Below are 18,676 nucleotides of genomic sequence, written 5' to 3' on the forward strand. Positions count from 1 at the left end.
GCGCTCGCAAGCGAACGCAGCGCCCTGTACCCCGCTGAAGATGTCACCAAGCGCCGAACCGCTGCCAGGCAAAACCCCTGACCCTCAACGAGAACGCCGCCGCCCTTTACGGTAACGGCGGCGCACGGTCTGGCATTGCGCAATCAGGCAGTCAGACGGGTCAGCGCCTCACGGTACTTGTCGGCGGTCTTCTGCGCGACGTCGGCCGGTACTGCCGGCGCTGGCGGCTCCTTGTTCCAGCCGGTGGATTCCAACCAGTTGCGCACGAACTGCTTGTCGAAGCTCGGCGGGTTGGTGCCTTCGGCGTAGCTGTCGGCTGGCCAGAAGCGGCTGGAGTCGGGGGTCAGCACTTCGTCCATCAGGGTCAGGGTGCCGTTTTCGTCGAGGCCGAATTCGAACTTGGTGTCGGCGATGATGATGCCGCGGGTGGCTGCGTACTCGACTGCCGCGACGTACAGCGCGATGGAGGTGTCGCGCACCTTGGCGGCCAGCTCGGCACCGATGATCGCTTCGCACTGCTCGAAGCTGATGTTCTCGTCATGGTCGCCCACGGCGGCCTTGGTCGACGGGGTGAAGATCGGCTGTGGCAGCTTGGCGGCTTCCTTCAGACCGGCGGGGAGCTGGATACCGCATACGGTGCCGCTCTTCTGATACTCCTTCCAGCCCGAACCGACGAGGTAACCGCGCACGATGGCCTCCACGGCAACCGGCTTGAGGCGCTTGGCGACCACGGCGCGGCCCTCGACCAGCGACAGCTCGGCGGCCGGCACCACGTCTTCGACGCGATCACCGGTGAAGTGGTTGGGCACCACATGGGCCAGCTTGTCGAACCAGAAGTTGGAGATGGCGGTAAGGATCTTGCCCTTCTCCGGAATTGGCTGCTCGAGGATCACGTCGAAAGCCGACAGGCGATCGGTTGCGACCATCAGCATGCGCTTGTCGTCGATCTCGTAGAGATCGCGGACTTTGCCCGAATAGATCTTTTTCAGGCTCAGGGAAGGTGTGGTCATATCGAGATTCCGCCTTGTCGCGTGAAAGTCGCGCCGCTCTTCGTCAAAGCTGACGACCGACGGCCGGGTAAGTAGCAACAGCGCCGGAGGGCACCTCTAAAAACTACCTGCGTTGTCATCGCTGCGTTGAAAACAGGCTCGAGATGCTCATTTACAACTCGTGAACTGCGCTTTTCGCCTGTTCTCGCCTTGCGCCGACTGCCTCGCCTAGGTTTTTAGAGGCCCCAGTTGGCCTGCCTGTGAAAACAAAAGGCGAAACCCCTGGAGGTTTCGCCTATCGCCAACCACTCGCCAAGAATCCTTAGCCGAGGTTTTCCTGAATCATGTCCAGCACGCGGCGTGCGACATCGGCCGGTGCGATGGTGTTGAGGTCTTTCTCGACCGTCACCTGCACGGTATCGCCAACGGCGGTCAGGCGGACCTGATAGCGCTCGGCGCGAGCTTCGATGTCGTCCTTGTTCTCCGAGCCGCCGAACAGACGGCTGAAGAAGCCAGGCTTCTCGTTGGCACGTTGCGGGCCTTCGGCCAGGTTGACGTAATAGACGCCCAGGGTACGGTTGATGTCGTCGACGCGCAGGTCAGCCATACGCAGCGAGCGGCCAACGCCGGACCAGGCACGGTCGAAGTCGGTGCTCAGGTTCAGCACCGGGTTGCCATTGCCATCGGCGGAGAGGCTCACGCGGCTCGGTGCGTCGTAGTCACGACCGGCCAGCAGCGATACCGAACCGCCCTGCTCGACGCTGCGCGTCAGGCTGGCCTGCAGGTCGTCGAGCAGCGCGGCATCCAATGCCTTGTTGACGCTACGCTCGGTGAACGGCACGTCGCTGGTGCTGCCGGCCGGACGCTGAGCGGTGACCACGAAGATTTCGCTGGTGTTGCGCTGTACGCCTGGCTCGAGGCGCACGTGCACACGGGTCTCGGTGTTGCTGTCGAGGCCGGCGACACGGCCGCCCAGGCGGCTCTGCATGCTGCTGGACAGCGCATCGAAGCGCTGCCAGTCGGTGCTGAATTCGCCGGTCTGTGGACGCTCGTCGACGATGCGGAAGCCGCCGTCCTCGAAGTACTGGCGGGCACCCGGCCAGACTTCAGCGGGAACGCGCTGAGCGACCAGCCAGCTGGAGTCGCCGCTGTTCTGCAGGCTGAACTCGCTGACGCTCTCGCTAACGGCGAGTGCTTGCGGGCGCGGCACTTCGTACTCGCCCTCCACGTCGCTGTTGCGGATCTGATTCGGCACCGGCAGCAGCGGATCGAGACGCTTGGCCTCGACATCGGCAGGCAGTTGCATCGGTGCGGTCTGCCGCGCGGTCAGGTAATCGCTACCGCGATCGCGGAAGTAGCCATTTTCGCCCCAGATCCAGCCACAGCCACTGGTGCTGGTGATGATCAGAGCAAGTGCGGAAAGTCCGGCCAGTCGCTTCATGCGTCGTAATTCCTCGATTAGACCAATACACCGGACTGGCGCAGGGCCTGACGCAGCGGTTCGTGACAACGGGGGCTCAGCCAGGTCAGCGGCAAGCGAATGCCGTCGGCCATCATGCCCATTTCGTTCAGCGCCCATTTCACCGGAATCGGGTTGGCTTCGATGAACAGGTTCTTGTGCAGGGGCATCAGGCGGTCGTTGATCGCCCGTGCGATCGCCGCTTCACCGCGCATGGCCGCCGAACACATGTCGCTCATCGCCCGCGGGGCCACGTTGGCGGTCACGGAAATGTTGCCCTTGCCGCCCAGCAGCATCAGCTCGACCGCCGTGGCGTCGTCGCCGGAATAGAGCAGGAAGTTCGAGCTGACACGGTCGAGGATGTCACGGGCACGCTGCAGGTCGCCGGTGGCTTCCTTGATGCCGATGATGTTGTCGACGGCGGACAGGCGCTCGACGGTTTCCGGCAGCATGTCGCAGGCGGTACGCCCCGGCACGTTGTAGAGAATCTGCGGAATGGCCACGGCTTCGGCAATGTGGCGGAAGTGCAGGTACAGGCCTTCCTGGGTCGGCTTGTTGTAGTACGGCGTGACCAGCAGGCAGGCATCGGCGCCGGCGGTCTTGGCGTTCTGGGTCAGCTCGACCGCTTCGCGGGTGGAGTTGGCACCCGTGCCGGCGATCACCGGGATGCGCCCGGCGACCTGATCGACCACGCGGCGGATGACTTCGATGTGCTCGTTGACATCGAGGGTCGCCGACTCACCCGTGGTGCCGACCGCGACGATGGCGTTGGTGCCCTCTTGCAGGTGGAAATCCACCAGCTTGCTCAAGGCATCCCAATCGAGATTACCCTGTGCATCCATGGGCGTGGCCAGTGCCACCATACTGCCCGCAATCATGCAACCGCTCCTGCTGAAAAAGAGAGCCGTAATGGTACTGGCGCCACCAGCCTTGCACAAGCTAAGTAGCAGGTGGCGTGAACGACCGTCATTGCATGCCTCTGGCGCCGCGCTTCGCTTGCCGATAGCGGTATCTGGTCATTCCCCTGGCGGGCGCTTTTCGCTACCCTGCGAGTTTGTTTGGCACTGTCTATAGAGCCGAGCGTTCAACGTTTAGGAAGGCTGCATGTCCACCCCCCCAGTTCGCGAACAATTCCTCGTCATCAGTGCACTCGGCACCAACGCCATGGAGCTGACCAACGTACTGTGCCGAGCCAGCCATGAAAACCGCTGCGCGGTCGTCAGCACGCGCCTGAGCCGCCACGGCGAGTTCAGCGCGCTGGTGCTGCAGGTGTCTGGCAACTGGGATGCCCTGGCGCGCCTGGAAACGGGCCTGCCGGCACTCTCCAAGAAGCATGAGTTCACCGCCAACGTGATCCGTAGCGCAGCGTCGGAGGTCCGCCCCCAGGCGCTGCCCTACGTGGCCTACGTCAGCTCGGTGTACCGCCCGGACATCCTCAACGAGCTGTGCCAGTTCTTCATCGATCACCGCGTCGAACTGGAGGCCCTGACCTGCGACACCTATCAGGCGCCGCAGACCGGCGGCACCATGCTCAACGCCACGCTGACCGTCACCCTGCCAGCCGGCACCCAGATCAGTTGGCTGCGCGACCAGTTCCTGGATTTCGCCGACGCGCTGAATCTGGATGCGCTGATCGAACCCTGGCGCCCACAGAACCCATAAGGAGCCCTTCATGGCCATCGCTATCGACGCCCCTGTCCCCGACTTCAGCGCCCCCGCGACGGGCGGCGAGTTCAACCTGGCCGCCTACAAGGGCAAGCAGTTGGTGATCTACTTCTACCCGAAGGACAATACTCCGGGCTGCACCACCCAAGGCCAGGGCTTTCGGGATGGCCACGCGGCCTTCGCTGCGGCCAACACGGTCGTCGTCGGCGTGTCGCGCGACAGCCTGAAGACCCATGAGAACTTCAAGGCCAAGCAGGGCTTCGCCTTCGAACTGATTTCGGACAAGGACGAAAGCGTCTGCCAGCTGTTCGACGTGATCAAGCTGAAGAAGCTCTACGGCAAGGAGTACCTGGGCGTCGACCGCAGCACCTTCCTGATCGACAAGAACGGCGTACTGCGCCAGGAATGGCGAGGGGTCAAGGTGCCCGGCCATGTCGATGAGGTACTGGCCGCAGCCCAGGCCCTCAACAAAGCCTGATACATATGAAAAATGCCGCTCTCGAGCGGCATTTTTCATGGCGACCTCTTCACCCTGGCATCACGCCTTGCGCAGCCAGTAACGGAACACGTCACCCTCGGTTTCCTCACGCAGCAGCTCATGGCCAGCCAGCCGGGCGAAGGCCCGGAAATCGCGCTGCGACCCGGCATCCGTGGCCAACACCTTGAGCACCTCGCCACTGGCCAGGCCATTGAGCGCCATCTTGGCCTTGAGCAAAGGCAGCGGGCAATTCAAGCCACACGCATCCAGCTCGGCCTGATGCTCGCCCCGCCACACCGCTACATCCCCCATAACGCCCTCCGTTTTTCCAGGCCGACAGCATAACCCAAGGCCCGCCGACGCTGGTCAGGCAAGTGCCTCCCGGCTACAGTACGGCACTGATCCGACAAGAGCTCCATGCATGAATGTTTTGCGCCCTACCCTGCTGACGCTCGCCTGCCTGCTGGCACAACCGACGATGGCCAACGACCTGCCATCACTTGGCGATGCCAGCTCGTCGATGGTTTCTCCGCAACAGGAGTATCAACTGGGCCGGGCCTGGCTGAGCATCGTCCGCGGCCAGGTCAGCCAACTGTCGGATCCGCAGCTCAAGGACTTCGTCGAAAGCAGCGTCTACCGCCTGGCGGAAACCAGCCAGGTTCAGGACCGGCGCCTCGAGTTCGTCCTGCTCAACAGCCCGCAGATCAACGCTTTTGCAGCGCCAGGCGGGATCATCGGCGTCAACGGCGGGCTGTTCCTCTACGCGCAGACCGAAGGCGAATACGCCTCGGTACTGGCCCACGAACTGGCCCACTTGTCGCAGCGCCACTTCGCCCGCGGCCTGGAGGCCCAGCAACGCATGCAGTTGCCGGTCATGGCCGCGATGCTCGCTGGTATCGTCGCAGCGGCAGCGGGTGCCGGCGATGCCGGCATCGCCGCCATCGCCTCGACCCAGGCAGCAGCGATTCAGGAACAGCGGCGCTTCTCCCGGCAGAACGAACAGGAGGCCGACCGCATCGGTCTGGTCAACCTGGAAAAGGCCGGCTACGACCCCCGCTCGATGCCGAGCATGTTCGAACGCCTGATGCGTCAGTACCGCTACGACCGCATGCCACCCGAATTCCTGCTGACCCACCCGGTCTCCGAATCGCGTATCGCCGATACCCGCAACCGCGCCGAGCAGTACCAGGCTGGCGGCACCGAAGACAGCCTGCGCTACCAGCTGATGCGTGCCCGGGTGCAGCTGACCTATGAAGAAACCCCGGGCATCGCCGCCAAACGCTTCCGTGCCCAGCTCGATGAAAACCCGAACATGGACGCCGCCCGCTATGGCCTGACCATCGCCCTGATCAAGGGCAGCCAGTTCGACGAGGCACGCGACACCCTGGCGCCCCTGCTGCAGAAGGCACCGGACGACGTCACCTACAACCTGGCGCAGATCAGCCTGGACAGTGCAGCCAACCGCCTCGCCGCCGCCGATCAGCGCATCAAGCGTCTGCTCGACCTGTACCCTGGCAACTACCCGCTGAACCAGGCGCGCATCGACCTGCTGCTCAAACAACGCAAAATTCCCGAGGCCGAGCAGGCCCTGAACGATCTGCTCAAGCGCCGCGTGAAGGATCCGGACGTCTGGTATCAGGTTGCGGAAGTGCGCGGCCTCAGCGGCAACACCATCGGCCTGCATCAGGCCCGGGCAGAGTTCTTCGCGCTGGTGGGGGATTTCAACCAGGCCATCGAGCAGCTCGACTTCGCCAAGCGCCGCGCCAGCAACAACTTCCAGCTGGCTTCACGCATCGACGCCCGCCAGAAAGAGCTGATCGAAGAGAAGCGCATGACCGAAGAGATGCTGCGCTGATGAACGAGCGCCAAGTCAGGGCCTGGTAGTCTCCTGCAGCCGTCTCTCGCTTGGCGCTTTGCCCTTGCAGAGTGCCGCTGCTGTCAGGCATTGCCAGCGAGCTTCAGGCGTGCCGCCTGGGTGAAGTCGAGCATACGCTTGAGCGGCTTGATCGCTCTGGGAATCAGCGCCGGGTCGACGAACACCTCGTTACTGCCCTCACGCAGGCACTGCAAGGTGCGCTGCAGGGTGTTCATCGCCATCCACGGGCAGTTGGCACAACTGCGGCAGGCGGCGCCATTGCCAGCTGTCGGCGCCGCGACGAACTCCTTGTCGGGACACAGCTGCTGCATCTTGTAGAAGATGCCGCGATCGGTGGCGACGATGAAGGTCTTGTTCGGCATCCGCTGCGCGGCAGCGATCAGTTGGCTGGTCGAGCCAACCGCATCGGCCAGGTCGATCACCGCGGTCGGCGACTCAGGGTGCACCAGCACGGCCGCTTGCGGATACAGCGCCTTCATTTCTTCCAGCTGGCGGGCCTTGAACTCTTCGTGGACGATGCAGGCACCGTCCCAGAGCAGCATGTCGGCACCGGTCTTGTTCTGGATGAAACGCCCCAGATGCTGATCCGGCGCCCAGATGATGCTCTCGCCGTTGTCCATCAGGTGCTCGACGATCTCCACGGCGCAGCTGGACGTCACCACCCAGTCGGCCCGCGCCTTCACCGCTGCCGAGGTATTGGCGTAAACCACCACGGTGCGCTGCGGATGCTGATCGCAGAACGCGGCGAATTCGTCGACCGGGCAACCCAGATCCAGAGAACAGGTGGCTTCCAGCGTCGGCATCAGCACGCGCTTTTCAGGGTTGAGGATTTTCGCCGTCTCGCCCATGAACTTGACGCCGGCGACCAACACGGTCTGCGCCGAATGCTGATTGCCGAAGCGGGCCATCTCCAGCGAGTCGGACACGCAGCCACCGGTTTCTTCGGCAAGCGCCTGCAGCACCGGGTCGCAGTAGTAGTGGGCGACCAGAACGGCATTCTGGCGCTTCAGTTCTTTGCCAATTTCATCACGGTAGAACGCTTCCTGCTCCGCCGTCAGCGTCTCTGGCTGTTTGGCATCGAGATGAGCTTGGACAAGAAGTCGTTCGGCAATCTGCGTCATGTCGTCAGGCCCTATCGAGGTCTATGAGCACGGAACGTTGAGTATACCGCCAGACGCACCGGGCTGGCCGGAACAGGCAGAGGGGCGTCGCAGGTTGCACAGCCGCGGGCTGCGAACCTTGCGCGGGCGCGCATGTTAAGGGCTTTGTCGGACGATTTTCAATCGCCCGGACGACCTCGCATCGATCCACCGGTTGATCGCCAGGATAATCCGCCGCATCATCAGCATCAGGACAACGACTTGGCCGAGCGACAGCCGCCAGGCAGCAGGGCCGCAGGTGGCCAACCAGGTTCAGTCGCGCAGAGGCCGAATGCGACTTCTGCAAGAAGCACCGTTATCACCATTTTGGAAAACATCGACCACGCGCGCGCCCCGCGGTGGTCGTTCAGCGATTGAGGATGTCATGGCTTACGAAAGCATCGAATGGGACAAGCTGGGTTTCGACTACATCAAGACCGACCAGCGCTACCTGTCGCACTGGCGCGACGGTGAATGGGATCAGGGCAACCTGACCGAAGACAACGTACTGCACATCAGCGAGGGCTCCACGGCCCTGCATTATGGCCAGCAGTGCTTCGAAGGCCTCAAGGCCTACCGCTGCAAGGATGGCTCGATCAACCTGTTCCGCCCTGACCAGAACGCTCTGCGCATGCAGCGCAGCTGTGCGCGCCTGCTGATGCCGGCACCGTCGAACGAGCAATTCATCGAGGCCTGCAAGCAGGTGGTACGCGCCAACGAGCGCTTCATCCCGCCATACGGTTCCGGTGGCGCGCTGTATCTGCGCCCGTTCGTGATCGGCGTTGGCGACAACATCGGCGTACGCACCGCGCCGGAGTTCATCTTCTCGGTGTTCTGCATCCCGGTCGGCCCTTACTTCAAGGGCGGCATGAAGCCTAACAACTTCGTGATCTCCGGCTATGACCGCGCCGCCCCCCAGGGCACCGGCGCAGCCAAGGTCGGCGGCAACTACGCCGCCAGCCTGATGCCCGGCTCGCAGGCCAAGAAGAACAACTTCGCCGACTGCATTTACCTCGATCCGCAGACCCACACCAAGATAGAGGAAGTGGGCTCGGCGAACTTCTTCGCGATCACTCACAACGATGAATTCGTCACCCCGAAATCGCCATCGGTACTGCCAGGCATCACCCGCCTGTCGCTGATCGAACTAGCCCAGAGCCGCCTCGGCCTGAAGGTCATCGAAGGCGACGTATTCATCGACCGCCTGGGCGACTTCAAGGAAGCGGGCGCTTGCGGCACCGCTGCCGTGATCACCCCGATCGGCGGTATCGAGTACCAGGGCAAGCTGCACGTGTTCCACAGCGAGACCGAGGTCGGTCCGACCATCAGCCGCCTGTACAGCGAGCTGACCGGCGTGCAGTCCGGTGATGTCGAAGCACCGCAAGGCTGGATCGTCAAAGTCTGATGCGACGCGCTGGCGGGCCTTGACGGCTCGCCAGCACAGACTGACTGCCGGAAACGAAAAAAGCCCGGATCTTTTCAAGAGATCCGGGCTTTTTTCTGCGCCTTCACTTGGAAGGCTTGAGATGGTGGGTCGTGTAGGATTCGAACCTACGACCAATTGGTTAAAAGCCAACTGCTCTACCAACTGAGCTAACGACCCGTGGTGCGAGCGGCATGATACTGATTTAATTCAGGAATTCAACACCCACCGGAAAATAATTTACTGGTAACGGGTGGGATCGGGCACACCGGCGGCGGCGAAGCCGGCCGAGCGCAAACGGCAGCTGTCGCATTTCCCACAGGCACGGCCGTCATCGTCGGCCAGATAGCAGGAAACGGTCAGACCGTAATCCACCCCCAGACGCGAACCCTCCTGGACGATTTCAGCCTTGCTCATCATCTGCAACGGCGCCTGGATACGGATGCCCTGCCCTTCCACGCCCATCCGGGTCGCCAGGTTGGCCACCCGCTCGAAGGCCTCGACGAACTCAGGCCGGCAATCGGGATAACCGGAGTAGTCCACCGCATTGACGCCGATGAAGATGTCCTGGGCTTCCAGCACCTCGGCCCAGCCCAGTGCCAGGGCCAGAAAAACGGTATTGCGTGCAGGCACATAGGTGACCGGAATACCCGTGGTCGGGCTCTGCGGTACATCGATGCTCGAGTCGGTCAACGCCGAGCCGCCGATACCACCGAGGTTCATGCCGATCACCTTGTGTTCGACTACACCCAACTGCCGGGCGACCCGCTCGGCTGCCTGGAGCTCGGAACGGTGCCGCTGACCGTAGTCGAAGCTCATGCTGTAGCAGCTGTAGCCCTGCTCCCTGGCCATCGCCACCACGGTCGCGGAGTCGAGGCCACCGGATAGCAGGATGACCGCTTTCTTTTCACTCATGTCAGTGCCCCGGCTCATCGTTCCAAAGAATCTTGTGCAGCTGCAGTTGCATGCGCACTGGCAGATTGTCGGCGATCACCCATTCGGCCAGCTCACGCCCACTCACCTGCTGGTGGCTCGGCGAAAACAGCAGCTCGCCGGCACGCTCGGCCAGGCCGTACTGGATGATCTTGCTCACCGACCAGTCGTAGTCCTCACGCGAACAGATCACGAACTTGACCTGATCCCGCGGCTGCAGGTACTCGATATTCTCGTAGCGGTTGCGGGCCACCTCGGCCGAACCCGGCGTTTTCAGGTCGATGACCTTGCTGACCCGAATATCGACAGCGGAAACATCCAGCGCGCCACTGGTTTCCAGAGACACGTCGTAACCGGCGTCACACAGACGCTGGAGCAAGGGAATGCAGTTGGGCTGCGCGAGCGGTTCGCCACCGGTAACGCACACATAGCGCGGACGGTAACTCGCCACCTGCTCGAGGATGGCGTCCAGCGAGAGGATTTTCCCGCCACTGAAGGCGTAGGCGGTATCGCAGTATTGACAGCGCAGGGGGCAGCCGGTCAGGCGCACGAATACCGTCGGCAAGCCGGCAGTACGCGTTTCCCCCTGCAACGAGAAAAAGATCTCGGTAATGCGCAGGGTATCTTTCATAAGGGCCACGGGCGTGACGGCGAAACAGGCCATCCGCCTCCGTTGCGAAAAAGGACGGCGATTCTAAACGAAAAGCATGGCTGGCAGCCATTTTTGACGTCTGCTGGCGACGGCCTGCAGGTCAAGTGCCCGGTTTGCAGGCAAAAAAAACCCGCGACAGGCACGGGTTTCTTTCACAAGCCGAGGCTCACTGAATGCGCTGCAGATCACGCTGGGCCAGCTGGGCAGCCGACGTGCCCGGGTACTGCGCGATGACCTGCTGCAGAATGCCCTTGGCCTTGTCGTTGTTGCCCATGCGGATTTCCACATCGGCCAGCTTGAACAGCGAATCCGGCACCTTGGAGTGCTGCGGATAGGCCTGACTGACCTTGGCGAAGGCCTGACCCGCACCCTGCAGATCGCCCTTGGCGAGGTTCACCTCACCAAGCCAGTACTGGGCATTGCCCGCGTATTGACTGTTCGGATAACGACGCAGGAATGCTGCGAAGGCTTGGCTGGCCTTGTCGAAATCCTTGGCCTTGATCAGGTCGAAAGCTGCATCGTAGAACAGCTTTTCCTTGGCCGGGTCTGCCGGCTCGCCGGAGGCTTGTGCCTGCCCTGCATCACCCGCGGAAGCACCACCGGCACCATTGCTGGCACCCGTGGCTGGAGAATTCTGTGTGGCTGCAGCACCGGCTGCGGCACCACTACTCAGACGCTTATCAAGATCCTGGTATCGCTCCAGGCCTTCTTGCTTCATACGCTGAATATCGTTCTGTTGCTCTTCGAGCATGCCACGCAGTTGCGCGATTTCCTGCTGCATCTGCTGGAGCTGATTGAACAGCATGCCCTGCGCCGAAGACGGGGTTTCCACCCCACCTCCGGCGTAGGCGCCAGACGTGCCGTAACCGGCATTCGGATTACCACCACCGTTACCGGTACTGCCATCCTGTACGGGAATCTGAGCCCAGGCCGCAAGCGGCAGGCTCAGCGCCATTACGGTTACTACACGTCGGCACATTCGCATATCGAATTACTTACGCAGTTCGACGCGACGGTTCTGAGCCCAGGATTGCTCGTCGTTGCCGGTGGCAACAGGACGCTCTTCACCGTAGGAAACCAGTTCCAGCTGAGCTGGGGAAACGCCTTGCAGTACCAGGTAACGCTGAACGGCCTTGGCACGACGCTCGCCCAGAGCCATGTTGTATTCGCGGGTACCGCGCTCGTCAGCGTGGCCTTCCAGGACGACGCGAGCGCCATTGCCTTTCAGGTCTTTGGCATGAACGTCCAGAGCGCGCATGGCTTCCGGCTTCAGGTCAGAGCTGTCGTATTCGAAGTAGAAAGTGGTGATAGCGCGCAGAGCGGCTTCTTCACTCAGGCTGCCGTCGACGGCGCCGGTGTTTGCACCGTAGCCAGCGTTCGGGTCTACAGCGCCTTCGCCAGCGGTGTCACCGCCTTTGGAGGAACAGCCAACAGCCACGGCGAGAGCCAGGCTCAGTGCAGCAAATTTGCCAAATTTCAGCATTTCCATGTGTAACTCCTAATGAACCCCAGTGTGTTAAGCATACAAACAGGTGAAGCACCGCGCATCAGTTCAGGAAGGGGGACCAGGATGGCTCTCGAACTTCGCCTTGAGCGGTAGGTAGAGGGAGCCTAACGCGACCGTTAACGGACGCTAACATCAGGACTCCCCGCCCCTGCTGGCGGGTAGCGTAGATTAGCATGGTGCCATTGGGCGCAACAGTAGGCGACTCATCCAAACTTGTATCTGAAAGAATGCGCAGATTGCCACGCTCGAGGTCCTGTGCCGCTACCTTGAACACGGTGTAACCATCCTGGCGATGAATCATTACCAGGGTTTTCTCGTCGGCAGACAATTTAGGGTTGGCATTGTAGTTGCCGACGAAGGTCACTCGGTCGACCGCACCAGTATTGATGTTGGTCTTGTAAATCTGTGGTTTGCCGGAACGGTCGGAGGTGAAATAGATGGTCTGACCGTCCTTGCCCCAGAAGGGCTCGGTATCGATGGCGTAATGATTGGTGACACGGCGCAGGTTCTTCGAACCAATGTCCATGACATAGATTTCAGGGTTGCCGTCTTTCGACAGGGTGAACGCCAGCTTGCTGCCATCCGGCGACCAGGCAGGGGCGCCGTTGAGGCCTTCGAAGTTGGTGACCTGCTCGCGACGACCGGTATCGATGTGCTGCACGAAGATGCGCGGGCGCTTCTGCTCGAATGAGACATAGGCGATACGCTTGCCATCCGACGCGAACGACGGCGACAGGATCGGCTCACGGGATTGCAGCAGGGTCACTGCACGAGCACCGTCATAGTCCGAACGCTGCAGGGTGTAACGGGTGTTGTTGACACCGAAACGCTCTGCAGTGACATACAGCATGCGGGTGGAGAATGCACCCTTGACGCCGGTGAGCTTCTCGAACGACTGGTCGGCAATATGGTGAGCCATGTCGCGCAGTTGATCGGTGCTCCCCCCCACGTTGCCGGTCAGCACCTGCTGCTCGGTGGCCACGTTGAACAGGGCGAATTGAATCTGCAGACGTGCACCGTTGGGCACGATGTTGCCAACCAGCACGTATTGGGCGCCCAGCGCTTTCCAGTCACGGTAGATGACTTCGCTGCCCTGGGTCGGCAGGCTGATCATGTTCTGCCGCGGGATCGGCTCGAACACACCGGAGTTGCGCAGGTCGTTACCGACGATGGTGGCGATGTCTTCGGGCAGGACGTTGCCGCCTTGCCAGCCGAAAGGCACCACGGCGATCGGGGTGGCCCGATCGGTGCCGGTGCTGATCACCAGTGGATCAGCCGCCTGCACGGAACCGACCAGCATGGCCAGCCCCAGTACAATGATTCGCATCAGGGTATTCACAGACCTAAATCCTCCGGTTTGAAGACGGCACGTCGCTGCCGGTAACGCTGGTCGAACGTAGCCCGATCCAGTTGCTGCATCTCTACAATGCGACCTACGTTGCGCACTGCCTGTACTGCTGAGCTGTCGAACGGCGAGTCGCCGCTGGAACGGCTGACACTGGCATTGGTGATGGTGCCATCGGGCAACATCTCGATCAGCACTTCCACACTCATGCCATTACGCGCCGACGGCGGACGCCGCCACTGCTCGCTCACCAGCTTGACGATCAGATCATCGAGGCTACCCGCAACCTGATCGCCCTGTGTCTCGGCCAGCGCTTGCTGTCGCTCGGTGTCTTCGGACAGCAACTCGGCCAGAGCCGCCGCTTTCTTGTCCTCGACGGCCTTGCGCTCGGCTGCCTGGGCATTGGCCTTTTTCTTGGCATCTTCGGCAGCTTTCTTCTTCGCTGCATCGGCTGCCGCTTTCTTCTTGGCCTCTTCGGCTGCCTTTTTCTTGGCATCCTCAGCGGCTTTTTTCTTCGCTTCCGCTTCAGCGGCCTTCTTCTTGTCGGCCTCCAGCGCAGCTTTCGCCTTGGCGACGTCGGCCAGCTTCTTCTGCTCGGCGGCTTTCGCCGCGGAAGCATCGGCCTCAGCCTTTTTCGCCGCATCGGCCTTTCGAGTTTCCTCGACTTTCTTTTGTTCCGCTGCTTTCGCTGCCTGCTGCTTCTGCTCTTCGGCCTGCGCCTGCTTTTCCTGCTCGGCTTTCTTCTGCTCGAGCTGTTCGGTCTCGAACTGCGGCGCGGCGGTCTTCTTCGCCTCACCCGCAATCTTCTGATTGGTCTGGGTAGTGGCCTGGCTCTGCGACTTCAATTGATACAGGGTAGCCTGCACGATCGGTTTCGCTGGCGGCAGATCGGGCGCGAAGGCAAAACTGACGAACAGCATGCCGAACATCAGCACATGCAGGCCTACGGCCAGGATCACCGGCCAGAAAAGGCTTTCCGAAGGTGAGCGTTCACGCTGCTGCATCAGGGCGCCTCGGTAATCAGACCGACGTTACCCACGCCAGCCTGCTGCAAGCCACCCATGGCGGACATCACGGTGCCGTAATCGACCGACTTGTCGCCACGCACGAACACCTGCACCTTCTTACCCTGGCTACGAGTCTGATTGATGATCGCCGTGACGGCACGGGTCATCTCGTCGAGGGTCAGGGCGCGATCCTGCACGGTATCGGTATCCACCTCAGTGCCCATGTTCCAGTAGTAGGACTTGTCGGACTTGATGGAGATGGTCAGCACCTGTGAATCGTTGTCCTGAGGCAACACTTCACTGCTGACCTGCGGCAGGTCGACCTTGACCCCCTGGTTGAGCATCGGCGCCGTCACCATGAAGATGACCAGCAGCACCAACATCACATCGATGTAGGGCACTACGTTCATCTCGGCGACGGGCTTGCGTCTGTTGCGAATTCTGGCCATGGCTCTGAAAACCTATCTATTGATCGCCTGAGGCTTAGTCTTCACTACTGTGCACTTTGCGGTGCAGGATCGCCTGGAACTCATCGGCGAAGGTGTAGTAGCGCGAGATCAGCATTTCACCGCGGGCAGCGAAGCGGTTGTAGGCAATAACGGCGGGAATCGCAGCGAACAGGCCGATCGCCGTGGCGATCAGCGCCTCGGCGATGCCGGGCGCTACGGTCGCCAGGGTGGCCTGCTGCACCTGAGCCAGGCCACGGAAGGAGTTCATGATCCCCCAGACGGTACCGAACAGACCGATGTACGGGCTGGTGGAGCCGACGGTGGCGAGGAACGGCAGGCTCTGCTCGAGCTTCTCTTCCTCGCGGGAGATGGCAACGCGCATGGAGCGGGCAACGCCATCCATGACTGCATCCGGGTCCATGCCGGGCTGCTGACGCAGGCGGGAGAATTCCTTGAAACCGGCACGGAAGATCTGCTCCAGGCCCGAATCCGGATCCGGGTTGCTGCCTGCCTGACGATACAGCTTGGACAGGTCGATACCGGACCAGAAGCGCTCCTCGAAATTGTCCAGTGCACGCTTGGCGCCACGCAGCAAGTTGCTGCGCTGGAAAATCATGACCCACGAAGTGACCGAGGCGGCCACCAGGATCAACATCACCAACTGCACCACCAGGCTGGCGTTGCTGATCAGACTCCACATAGACATGTGGTCAACGGCGTTGGCTTCCACGCTTACTCTCCTGCAGTAGATGTACCGGTACCGACCTGCTCGGCGAAGGCTGTTCGCAGAGACGGAGGCATGGCCCGGGGTTTGAAATTGTCGGCGCCCACACAGGCCACCAAAAACTGCCCTTCGCAGAGCAGCGCGTTATCCGTCACTCGCCTCACCTGCTGACGAAAGCGCAGGCTGGCACGGTTCAATTCGGTTACTTCGGCACTCACCAGCACTTCGTCGTCCAGCCGCGCCGGCGCGTGATAGCGCGCCTCGCTGGAGTGCACGACGAACAACAGGCCCTCTCCCGCCAGCGTCGACTGGGCAAAACCCAGTTCGCGCAGCCGCTCGGTTCGAGCCCGCTCCATGAATTTGAGGTAGTTGACGTAATAGACGACACCACCGGCATCGGTGTCTTCGTAGTAAACACGACAGCGATGGGCGAACGGCTGACCAGCGTATTGCGCGCGCATACTCTAGTGCCAGCCTCGAGTCTTGCCAATCGGCCCGACAAGTATTTTTTTCATTGCCCATCTCCATCGCTGAACAGGTCAGGTGTCGGTCGCTCATCCATGCGTTTCGGCGTATTCAGGCCAAAGTGCAAATAAGCATGTCGCGTGACCACTCGCCCTCTCGGCGTACGCATGATGTAACCCTGCTGGATCAGATACGGCTCCAGTACATCCTCGATGGTGTGGCGCTCTTCACTGATCGCCGCTGCCAGGCTGTCGACCCCGACCGGCCCACCGTCGAACTTCTCGATCATGGTCAGCAGCAGGCGACGGTCCTGATGATCGAAGCCGCGCTCGTCCACATCCAACAGGTTCAAGGCCAGATCGGCGATCTGCCGGGTGATCTCGCCCTGCCCGCGCACTTCCGCGAAATCCCGCACGCGGCGCAACAGACGGTTGGCGATACGCGGCGTGCCACGAGCCCGGCGGGCGATCTCGAAGGCCCCCTCGGGCTCGATCGGCAATTCGAGAATGCCCGCCGCGCGCATGATGATGGTCGCCAGGTCCTCGGTGTTATAGAACTCGAGACGCTGCACGATACCGAAGCGGTCACGTAGCGGGTTGGTCAACATGCCCGCCCGGGTGGTCGCGCCGACCAGCGTGAAAGGCGGCAAATCGAGCTTGATCGAACGAGCGGCAGGCCCTTCGCCGATCATGATGTCGAGCTGAAAATCCTCCATCGCCGGGTACAGCACTTCTTCGACGATGGGCGACAGACGGTGAATCTCGTCGATGAACAGCACATCGCCGGGTTCGAGGTTGGTCAGCAGCGCAGCCAGGTCACCCGGGCGTTCGAGCACGGGGCCCGAGGTGCTCTTGATGGAGACGTTCATTTCCTGGGCGATGATGTTCGCCAGGGTGGTCTTGCCCAGCCCCGGCGGACCGAAGATCAGCGTGTGATCGAGGGACTCCTTGCGGCCGCGGGCCGCCTGGATGAACAGCTCCATCTGCTCGCGCACCACAGGCTGACCGATGTATTCGGCCAACTTGAGCGGACGAATGGCACGATCGACCTGCTCTTCGCGGTCGCGACCACCTGCCGTGACCAGCCTGTCTGCTTCGAGCATCTACAGCATTCCCTTCAGCGCACGACGAATCATGTCTTCACTACTCAACCCATCTTCTTTGACCGCCGAAACGGCGCGACTGGCTTCCTGCGGTTTGTAGCCCAGGGAAATAAGCGCACTGACCGCATCATTCTCCGCGCTTGTGACTGCGCTACCCGCACGAGGTTCAACCACCAGGTTGGCCATGCCGGGCACGGTCTCCCAGGCCTTGAAGCGATCCTTGAGCTCGACCAGCAGGCGCTCTGCGGTTTTCTTGCCGACGCCGGGAATCTTCACCAGCGCGGCCGTATCCTGAGCCTGCACGCAGCGCACCAACTCATCCACTTCGAGGCCGGACATCAAGGCCAGGGCCAGCTTCGGGCCGACACCATTGAGGCGGATCAGCTCACGAAACAGCTCGCGCTCACGCTTCTCGAAAAAGCCGTACAGCAGGTGCGCATCTTCGCGCACCACCAGGTGGGTGTGCAGCGTCAGCGGCTCACCCACCGAGGGCAAACGGTACAACGTGGTCATGGGGACTTCCAGCTCATAGCCCAGACCATTCACATCCAGAATCAAATGTGGCGGCTGCTTTTCCGCCAGAGTGCCGCGTAAACGTCCGATCACCGGCGCATTCCTTTCAATTTAGAAAACGTGGGCCCTGTTGATGTCCCGTGCACCAGCTTGCTTTTGATGCAGCAGCGCCGACACACGGCACATCTTGACCAGGCACCTATAAACGAAGACGACCGCCGCGCCGCTTGGCGCTGGCCAACCCATGGGGAATGAGACTCTGCCGATGATGAGCATGACACAGGGCGATGCCCAAGGCGTCCGAGGCATCGATCTGCGGCTTCTGCACCAGTTTGAGCAGGTGCATGACCATCATCTGCACCTGTTGCTTGTCGGCGGCGCCCGTTCCTACCACTGCCTGCTTGACCTGGGTCGCGGTGTACTCGCTGATTTCCAGGCCGGCTTCCATGGCGGCGACGATGGCGGCGCCACGGGCCTGGCCAAGCTTCAGCGCAGAATCCGCATTGCGCGCCATGAATACCTGCTCGATCCCCATGGTCACCGGCCCGAAGGTGCGAATCACCTCGCTGACGCCGCGAAAGACGATCTGCAGGCGCTCGGGCAGCGGTCCGTTGCCCGTTCGAATGCAGCCTGACGCTACGTATTCGCAAGTGCGCCCCGTATCGCGTATCACGCCGTAACCGGTAATGCGGGAACCGGGGTCGATTCCCAGAATCAGCGTCATGCCTTTCATCCACCAGTGGCATCGGCTGCCACACTGTCTATTTATCCAGGCGCGAGTATAGGGTCGTCGATAGCTTGCCGTCATCCACAGGATCCACAGCCCGTCGGACATAAATGCCTGAAAGCACCGTTTTGCCAGTAAAGGCCAGGCTCGCTCGCGGGGAGCGATCGCCGATTCGTATGCCGGTGATCGCGCCCGCACCGCGGACCCAAGGCCTCAGCACCCC

At 61.7% G+C, this 18,676-nt stretch carries 21 protein-coding genes and 1 tRNA gene; 4 read left to right on the forward strand and 18 right to left on the reverse strand.

The window, feature by feature from the left end; all coding sequences use genetic code 11:
* Window positions 1–143: 143 nt before the first annotated feature.
* From FHR27_RS12510 to dapA, 3 genes are all read right to left on the reverse strand, one after another.
* Entirely contained in the window at window positions 144–1,010 is an 867-nt protein-coding gene (locus FHR27_RS12510) for a phosphoribosylaminoimidazolesuccinocarboxamide synthase (protein ID WP_179538716.1), read from the reverse strand.
* Between the two features lie 301 nt (window positions 1,011–1,311).
* On the reverse strand, window positions 1,312–2,430 hold the full coding sequence (gene bamC / locus FHR27_RS12515) for an outer membrane protein assembly factor BamC (RefSeq protein ID WP_042553153.1): 1,119 nt from the start codon (window positions 2,428–2,430) through the stop codon (window positions 1,312–1,314).
* Window positions 2,431–2,447: 17 nt separating this feature from the next.
* On the reverse strand, window positions 2,448–3,326 hold the full coding sequence (gene dapA, locus FHR27_RS12520) for a 4-hydroxy-tetrahydrodipicolinate synthase (RefSeq protein ID WP_042553154.1): 879 nt from the start codon (window positions 3,324–3,326) through the stop codon (window positions 2,448–2,450).
* Between the two features lie 226 nt (window positions 3,327–3,552).
* On the opposite strand from dapA, the gene FHR27_RS12525 reads away from it, so the two are divergent.
* Window positions 3,553–4,110 (forward strand): glycine cleavage system protein R, encoded by a 558-nt coding sequence (locus FHR27_RS12525; RefSeq protein ID WP_042553155.1) that lies wholly within the window; start codon window positions 3,553–3,555, stop codon window positions 4,108–4,110.
* 10 nt (window positions 4,111–4,120) lie between these two features.
* Window positions 4,121–4,591: a peroxiredoxin gene (locus tag FHR27_RS12530; RefSeq protein WP_042553156.1), complete on the forward strand. Its 471-nt coding sequence runs from the start codon at window positions 4,121–4,123 to the stop codon at window positions 4,589–4,591.
* A 60-nt stretch (window positions 4,592–4,651) separates the two neighbouring features.
* On the opposite strand, the gene FHR27_RS12535 is transcribed toward FHR27_RS12530, so the two are convergent.
* Complete coding sequence (locus FHR27_RS12535; protein WP_179538717.1) at window positions 4,652–4,903, reverse strand: sulfurtransferase TusA family protein; 252 nt, start codon at window positions 4,901–4,903, stop codon at window positions 4,652–4,654.
* Window positions 4,904–5,012: 109 nt separating this feature from the next.
* Between FHR27_RS12535 and FHR27_RS12540 the strand changes: the two genes are divergently transcribed.
* Window positions 5,013–6,446: a M48 family metalloprotease gene (locus FHR27_RS12540; protein ID WP_042553158.1), complete on the forward strand. Its 1,434-nt coding sequence runs from the start codon at window positions 5,013–5,015 to the stop codon at window positions 6,444–6,446.
* A gap of 83 nt (window positions 6,447–6,529) precedes the next feature.
* Here the strand turns inward: FHR27_RS12540 and nadA are convergent, their stop codons facing one another.
* Entirely contained in the window at window positions 6,530–7,588 is a 1,059-nt protein-coding gene (gene nadA / locus FHR27_RS12545; protein WP_042553159.1) for a quinolinate synthase NadA, read from the reverse strand.
* Window positions 7,589–7,991: 403 nt separating this feature from the next.
* Here nadA and FHR27_RS12550 point away from each other — a divergent pair, with 403 nt between their 5' ends.
* Complete coding sequence (locus FHR27_RS12550; RefSeq protein ID WP_042553160.1) at window positions 7,992–9,011, forward strand: branched-chain amino acid aminotransferase; 1,020 nt, start codon at window positions 7,992–7,994, stop codon at window positions 9,009–9,011.
* A 122-nt stretch (window positions 9,012–9,133) separates the two neighbouring features.
* Here the strand turns inward: FHR27_RS12550 and FHR27_RS12555 are convergent.
* The 13 genes from FHR27_RS12555 to ruvC all read right to left on the reverse strand — a co-directional run bounded on the left by FHR27_RS12555 (window position 9,134) and on the right by ruvC (window position 18,450).
* Window positions 9,134–9,209 (reverse strand) — tRNA-Lys (locus FHR27_RS12555).
* 60 nt (window positions 9,210–9,269) lie between these two features.
* Window positions 9,270–9,944 (reverse strand): 7-cyano-7-deazaguanine synthase QueC, encoded by a 675-nt coding sequence (queC, locus tag FHR27_RS12560; RefSeq protein ID WP_179538718.1) that lies wholly within the window; start codon window positions 9,942–9,944, stop codon window positions 9,270–9,272.
* A 1-nt stretch (window position 9,945) separates the two neighbouring features.
* Window positions 9,946–10,593: a 7-carboxy-7-deazaguanine synthase QueE gene (queE, locus tag FHR27_RS12565; RefSeq protein WP_179538719.1), complete on the reverse strand. Its 648-nt coding sequence runs from the start codon at window positions 10,591–10,593 to the stop codon at window positions 9,946–9,948.
* A 187-nt stretch (window positions 10,594–10,780) separates the two neighbouring features.
* Window positions 10,781–11,599 (reverse strand): tol-pal system protein YbgF, encoded by an 819-nt coding sequence (gene ybgF, locus FHR27_RS12570; protein WP_042553162.1) that lies wholly within the window; start codon window positions 11,597–11,599, stop codon window positions 10,781–10,783.
* A 6-nt stretch (window positions 11,600–11,605) separates the two neighbouring features.
* A complete protein-coding gene (gene pal, locus FHR27_RS12575; protein ID WP_042553163.1) occupies window positions 11,606–12,103 on the reverse strand; it encodes a peptidoglycan-associated lipoprotein Pal in 498 nt (165 codons plus the stop codon).
* Window positions 12,104–12,161: 58 nt separating this feature from the next.
* Entirely contained in the window at window positions 12,162–13,460 is a 1,299-nt protein-coding gene (gene tolB / locus FHR27_RS12580; RefSeq protein WP_179538720.1) for a Tol-Pal system beta propeller repeat protein TolB, read from the reverse strand.
* Window positions 13,457–14,473, reverse strand: a complete 1,017-nt coding sequence (gene tolA / locus FHR27_RS12585; RefSeq protein ID WP_156152679.1) for a cell envelope integrity protein TolA — start codon at window positions 14,471–14,473, stop codon at window positions 13,457–13,459. The genes tolB and tolA overlap by 4 nt, the downstream gene beginning before the upstream one ends.
* Window positions 14,470–14,922 carry a protein TolR gene (gene tolR / locus FHR27_RS12590; protein ID WP_042553166.1) on the reverse strand — a complete coding sequence of 151 codons (453 nt, stop codon included), beginning with the start codon at window positions 14,920–14,922 and terminating at the stop codon, window positions 14,470–14,472. The genes tolA and tolR overlap by 4 nt, the downstream gene beginning before the upstream one ends.
* A 34-nt stretch (window positions 14,923–14,956) precedes the next feature.
* Window positions 14,957–15,652, reverse strand: coding sequence for a protein TolQ (gene tolQ, locus FHR27_RS12595; protein WP_042553167.1), 696 nt, complete (start codon window positions 15,650–15,652; stop codon window positions 14,957–14,959).
* Between the two features lie 2 nt (window positions 15,653–15,654).
* On the reverse strand, window positions 15,655–16,107 hold the full coding sequence (gene ybgC / locus FHR27_RS12600; RefSeq protein WP_042553168.1) for a tol-pal system-associated acyl-CoA thioesterase: 453 nt from the start codon (window positions 16,105–16,107) through the stop codon (window positions 15,655–15,657).
* Window positions 16,108–16,157: 50 nt separating this feature from the next.
* Window positions 16,158–17,213: a Holliday junction branch migration DNA helicase RuvB gene (ruvB, locus tag FHR27_RS12605; protein WP_042553169.1), complete on the reverse strand. Its 1,056-nt coding sequence runs from the start codon at window positions 17,211–17,213 to the stop codon at window positions 16,158–16,160.
* Window positions 17,214–17,819 carry a Holliday junction branch migration protein RuvA gene (gene ruvA / locus FHR27_RS12610; protein WP_042553170.1) on the reverse strand — a complete coding sequence of 202 codons (606 nt, stop codon included), beginning with the start codon at window positions 17,817–17,819 and terminating at the stop codon, window positions 17,214–17,216. It lies immediately after the preceding gene.
* 106 nt (window positions 17,820–17,925) lie between these two features.
* Window positions 17,926–18,450 (reverse strand): crossover junction endodeoxyribonuclease RuvC, encoded by a 525-nt coding sequence (gene ruvC / locus FHR27_RS12615; protein WP_042553179.1) that lies wholly within the window; start codon window positions 18,448–18,450, stop codon window positions 17,926–17,928.
* Window positions 18,451–18,676: the final 226 nt, after the last annotated feature.

It is taken from the genome of Pseudomonas flavescens (genome assembly GCF_013408425.1).
Classification (GTDB): domain Bacteria; phylum Pseudomonadota; class Gammaproteobacteria; order Pseudomonadales; family Pseudomonadaceae; genus Aquipseudomonas; species Aquipseudomonas fulva_A.

Excerpts from the sequence above, each read along its gene's own strand:
- ruvB (WP_042553169.1), bottom strand. The coding sequence starts at position 17,213 with ATGCTCGAAGCAGACAGGCTGGTCACGGCAGGTGGTCGCGACCGCGAA.
- FHR27_RS12540 (WP_042553158.1), top strand. The coding sequence starts at position 5,013 with ATGAATGTTTTGCGCCCTACCCTGCTGACGCTCGCCTGCCTGCTGGCA.
- ybgC (WP_042553168.1), bottom strand. The coding sequence starts at position 16,107 with ATGCGCGCGCAATACGCTGGTCAGCCGTTCGCCCATCGCTGTCGTGTT.
- ruvC (WP_042553179.1), bottom strand. The coding sequence starts at position 18,450 with ATGACGCTGATTCTGGGAATCGACCCCGGTTCCCGCATTACCGGTTAC.
- FHR27_RS12550 (WP_042553160.1), top strand. The coding sequence starts at position 7,992 with ATGGCTTACGAAAGCATCGAATGGGACAAGCTGGGTTTCGACTACATC.
- dapA (WP_042553154.1), bottom strand. The coding sequence starts at position 3,326 with ATGATTGCGGGCAGTATGGTGGCACTGGCCACGCCCATGGATGCACAG.
- FHR27_RS12510 (WP_179538716.1), bottom strand. The coding sequence starts at position 1,010 with ATGACCACACCTTCCCTGAGCCTGAAAAAGATCTATTCGGGCAAAGTC.
- FHR27_RS12525 (WP_042553155.1), top strand. The coding sequence starts at position 3,553 with ATGTCCACCCCCCCAGTTCGCGAACAATTCCTCGTCATCAGTGCACTC.
- tolR (WP_042553166.1), bottom strand. The coding sequence starts at position 14,922 with ATGGCCAGAATTCGCAACAGACGCAAGCCCGTCGCCGAGATGAACGTA.
- FHR27_RS12530 (WP_042553156.1), top strand. The coding sequence starts at position 4,121 with ATGGCCATCGCTATCGACGCCCCTGTCCCCGACTTCAGCGCCCCCGCG.
- queC (WP_179538718.1), bottom strand. The coding sequence starts at position 9,944 with ATGAGTGAAAAGAAAGCGGTCATCCTGCTATCCGGTGGCCTCGACTCC.
- bamC (WP_042553153.1), bottom strand. The coding sequence starts at position 2,430 with ATGAAGCGACTGGCCGGACTTTCCGCACTTGCTCTGATCATCACCAGC.
- nadA (WP_042553159.1), bottom strand. The coding sequence starts at position 7,588 with ATGACGCAGATTGCCGAACGACTTCTTGTCCAAGCTCATCTCGATGCC.
- queE (WP_179538719.1), bottom strand. The coding sequence starts at position 10,593 with ATGAAAGATACCCTGCGCATTACCGAGATCTTTTTCTCGTTGCAGGGG.
- ybgF (WP_042553162.1), bottom strand. The coding sequence starts at position 11,599 with ATGCGAATGTGCCGACGTGTAGTAACCGTAATGGCGCTGAGCCTGCCG.
- pal (WP_042553163.1), bottom strand. The coding sequence starts at position 12,103 with ATGGAAATGCTGAAATTTGGCAAATTTGCTGCACTGAGCCTGGCTCTC.
- FHR27_RS12535 (WP_179538717.1), bottom strand. The coding sequence starts at position 4,903 with ATGGGGGATGTAGCGGTGTGGCGGGGCGAGCATCAGGCCGAGCTGGAT.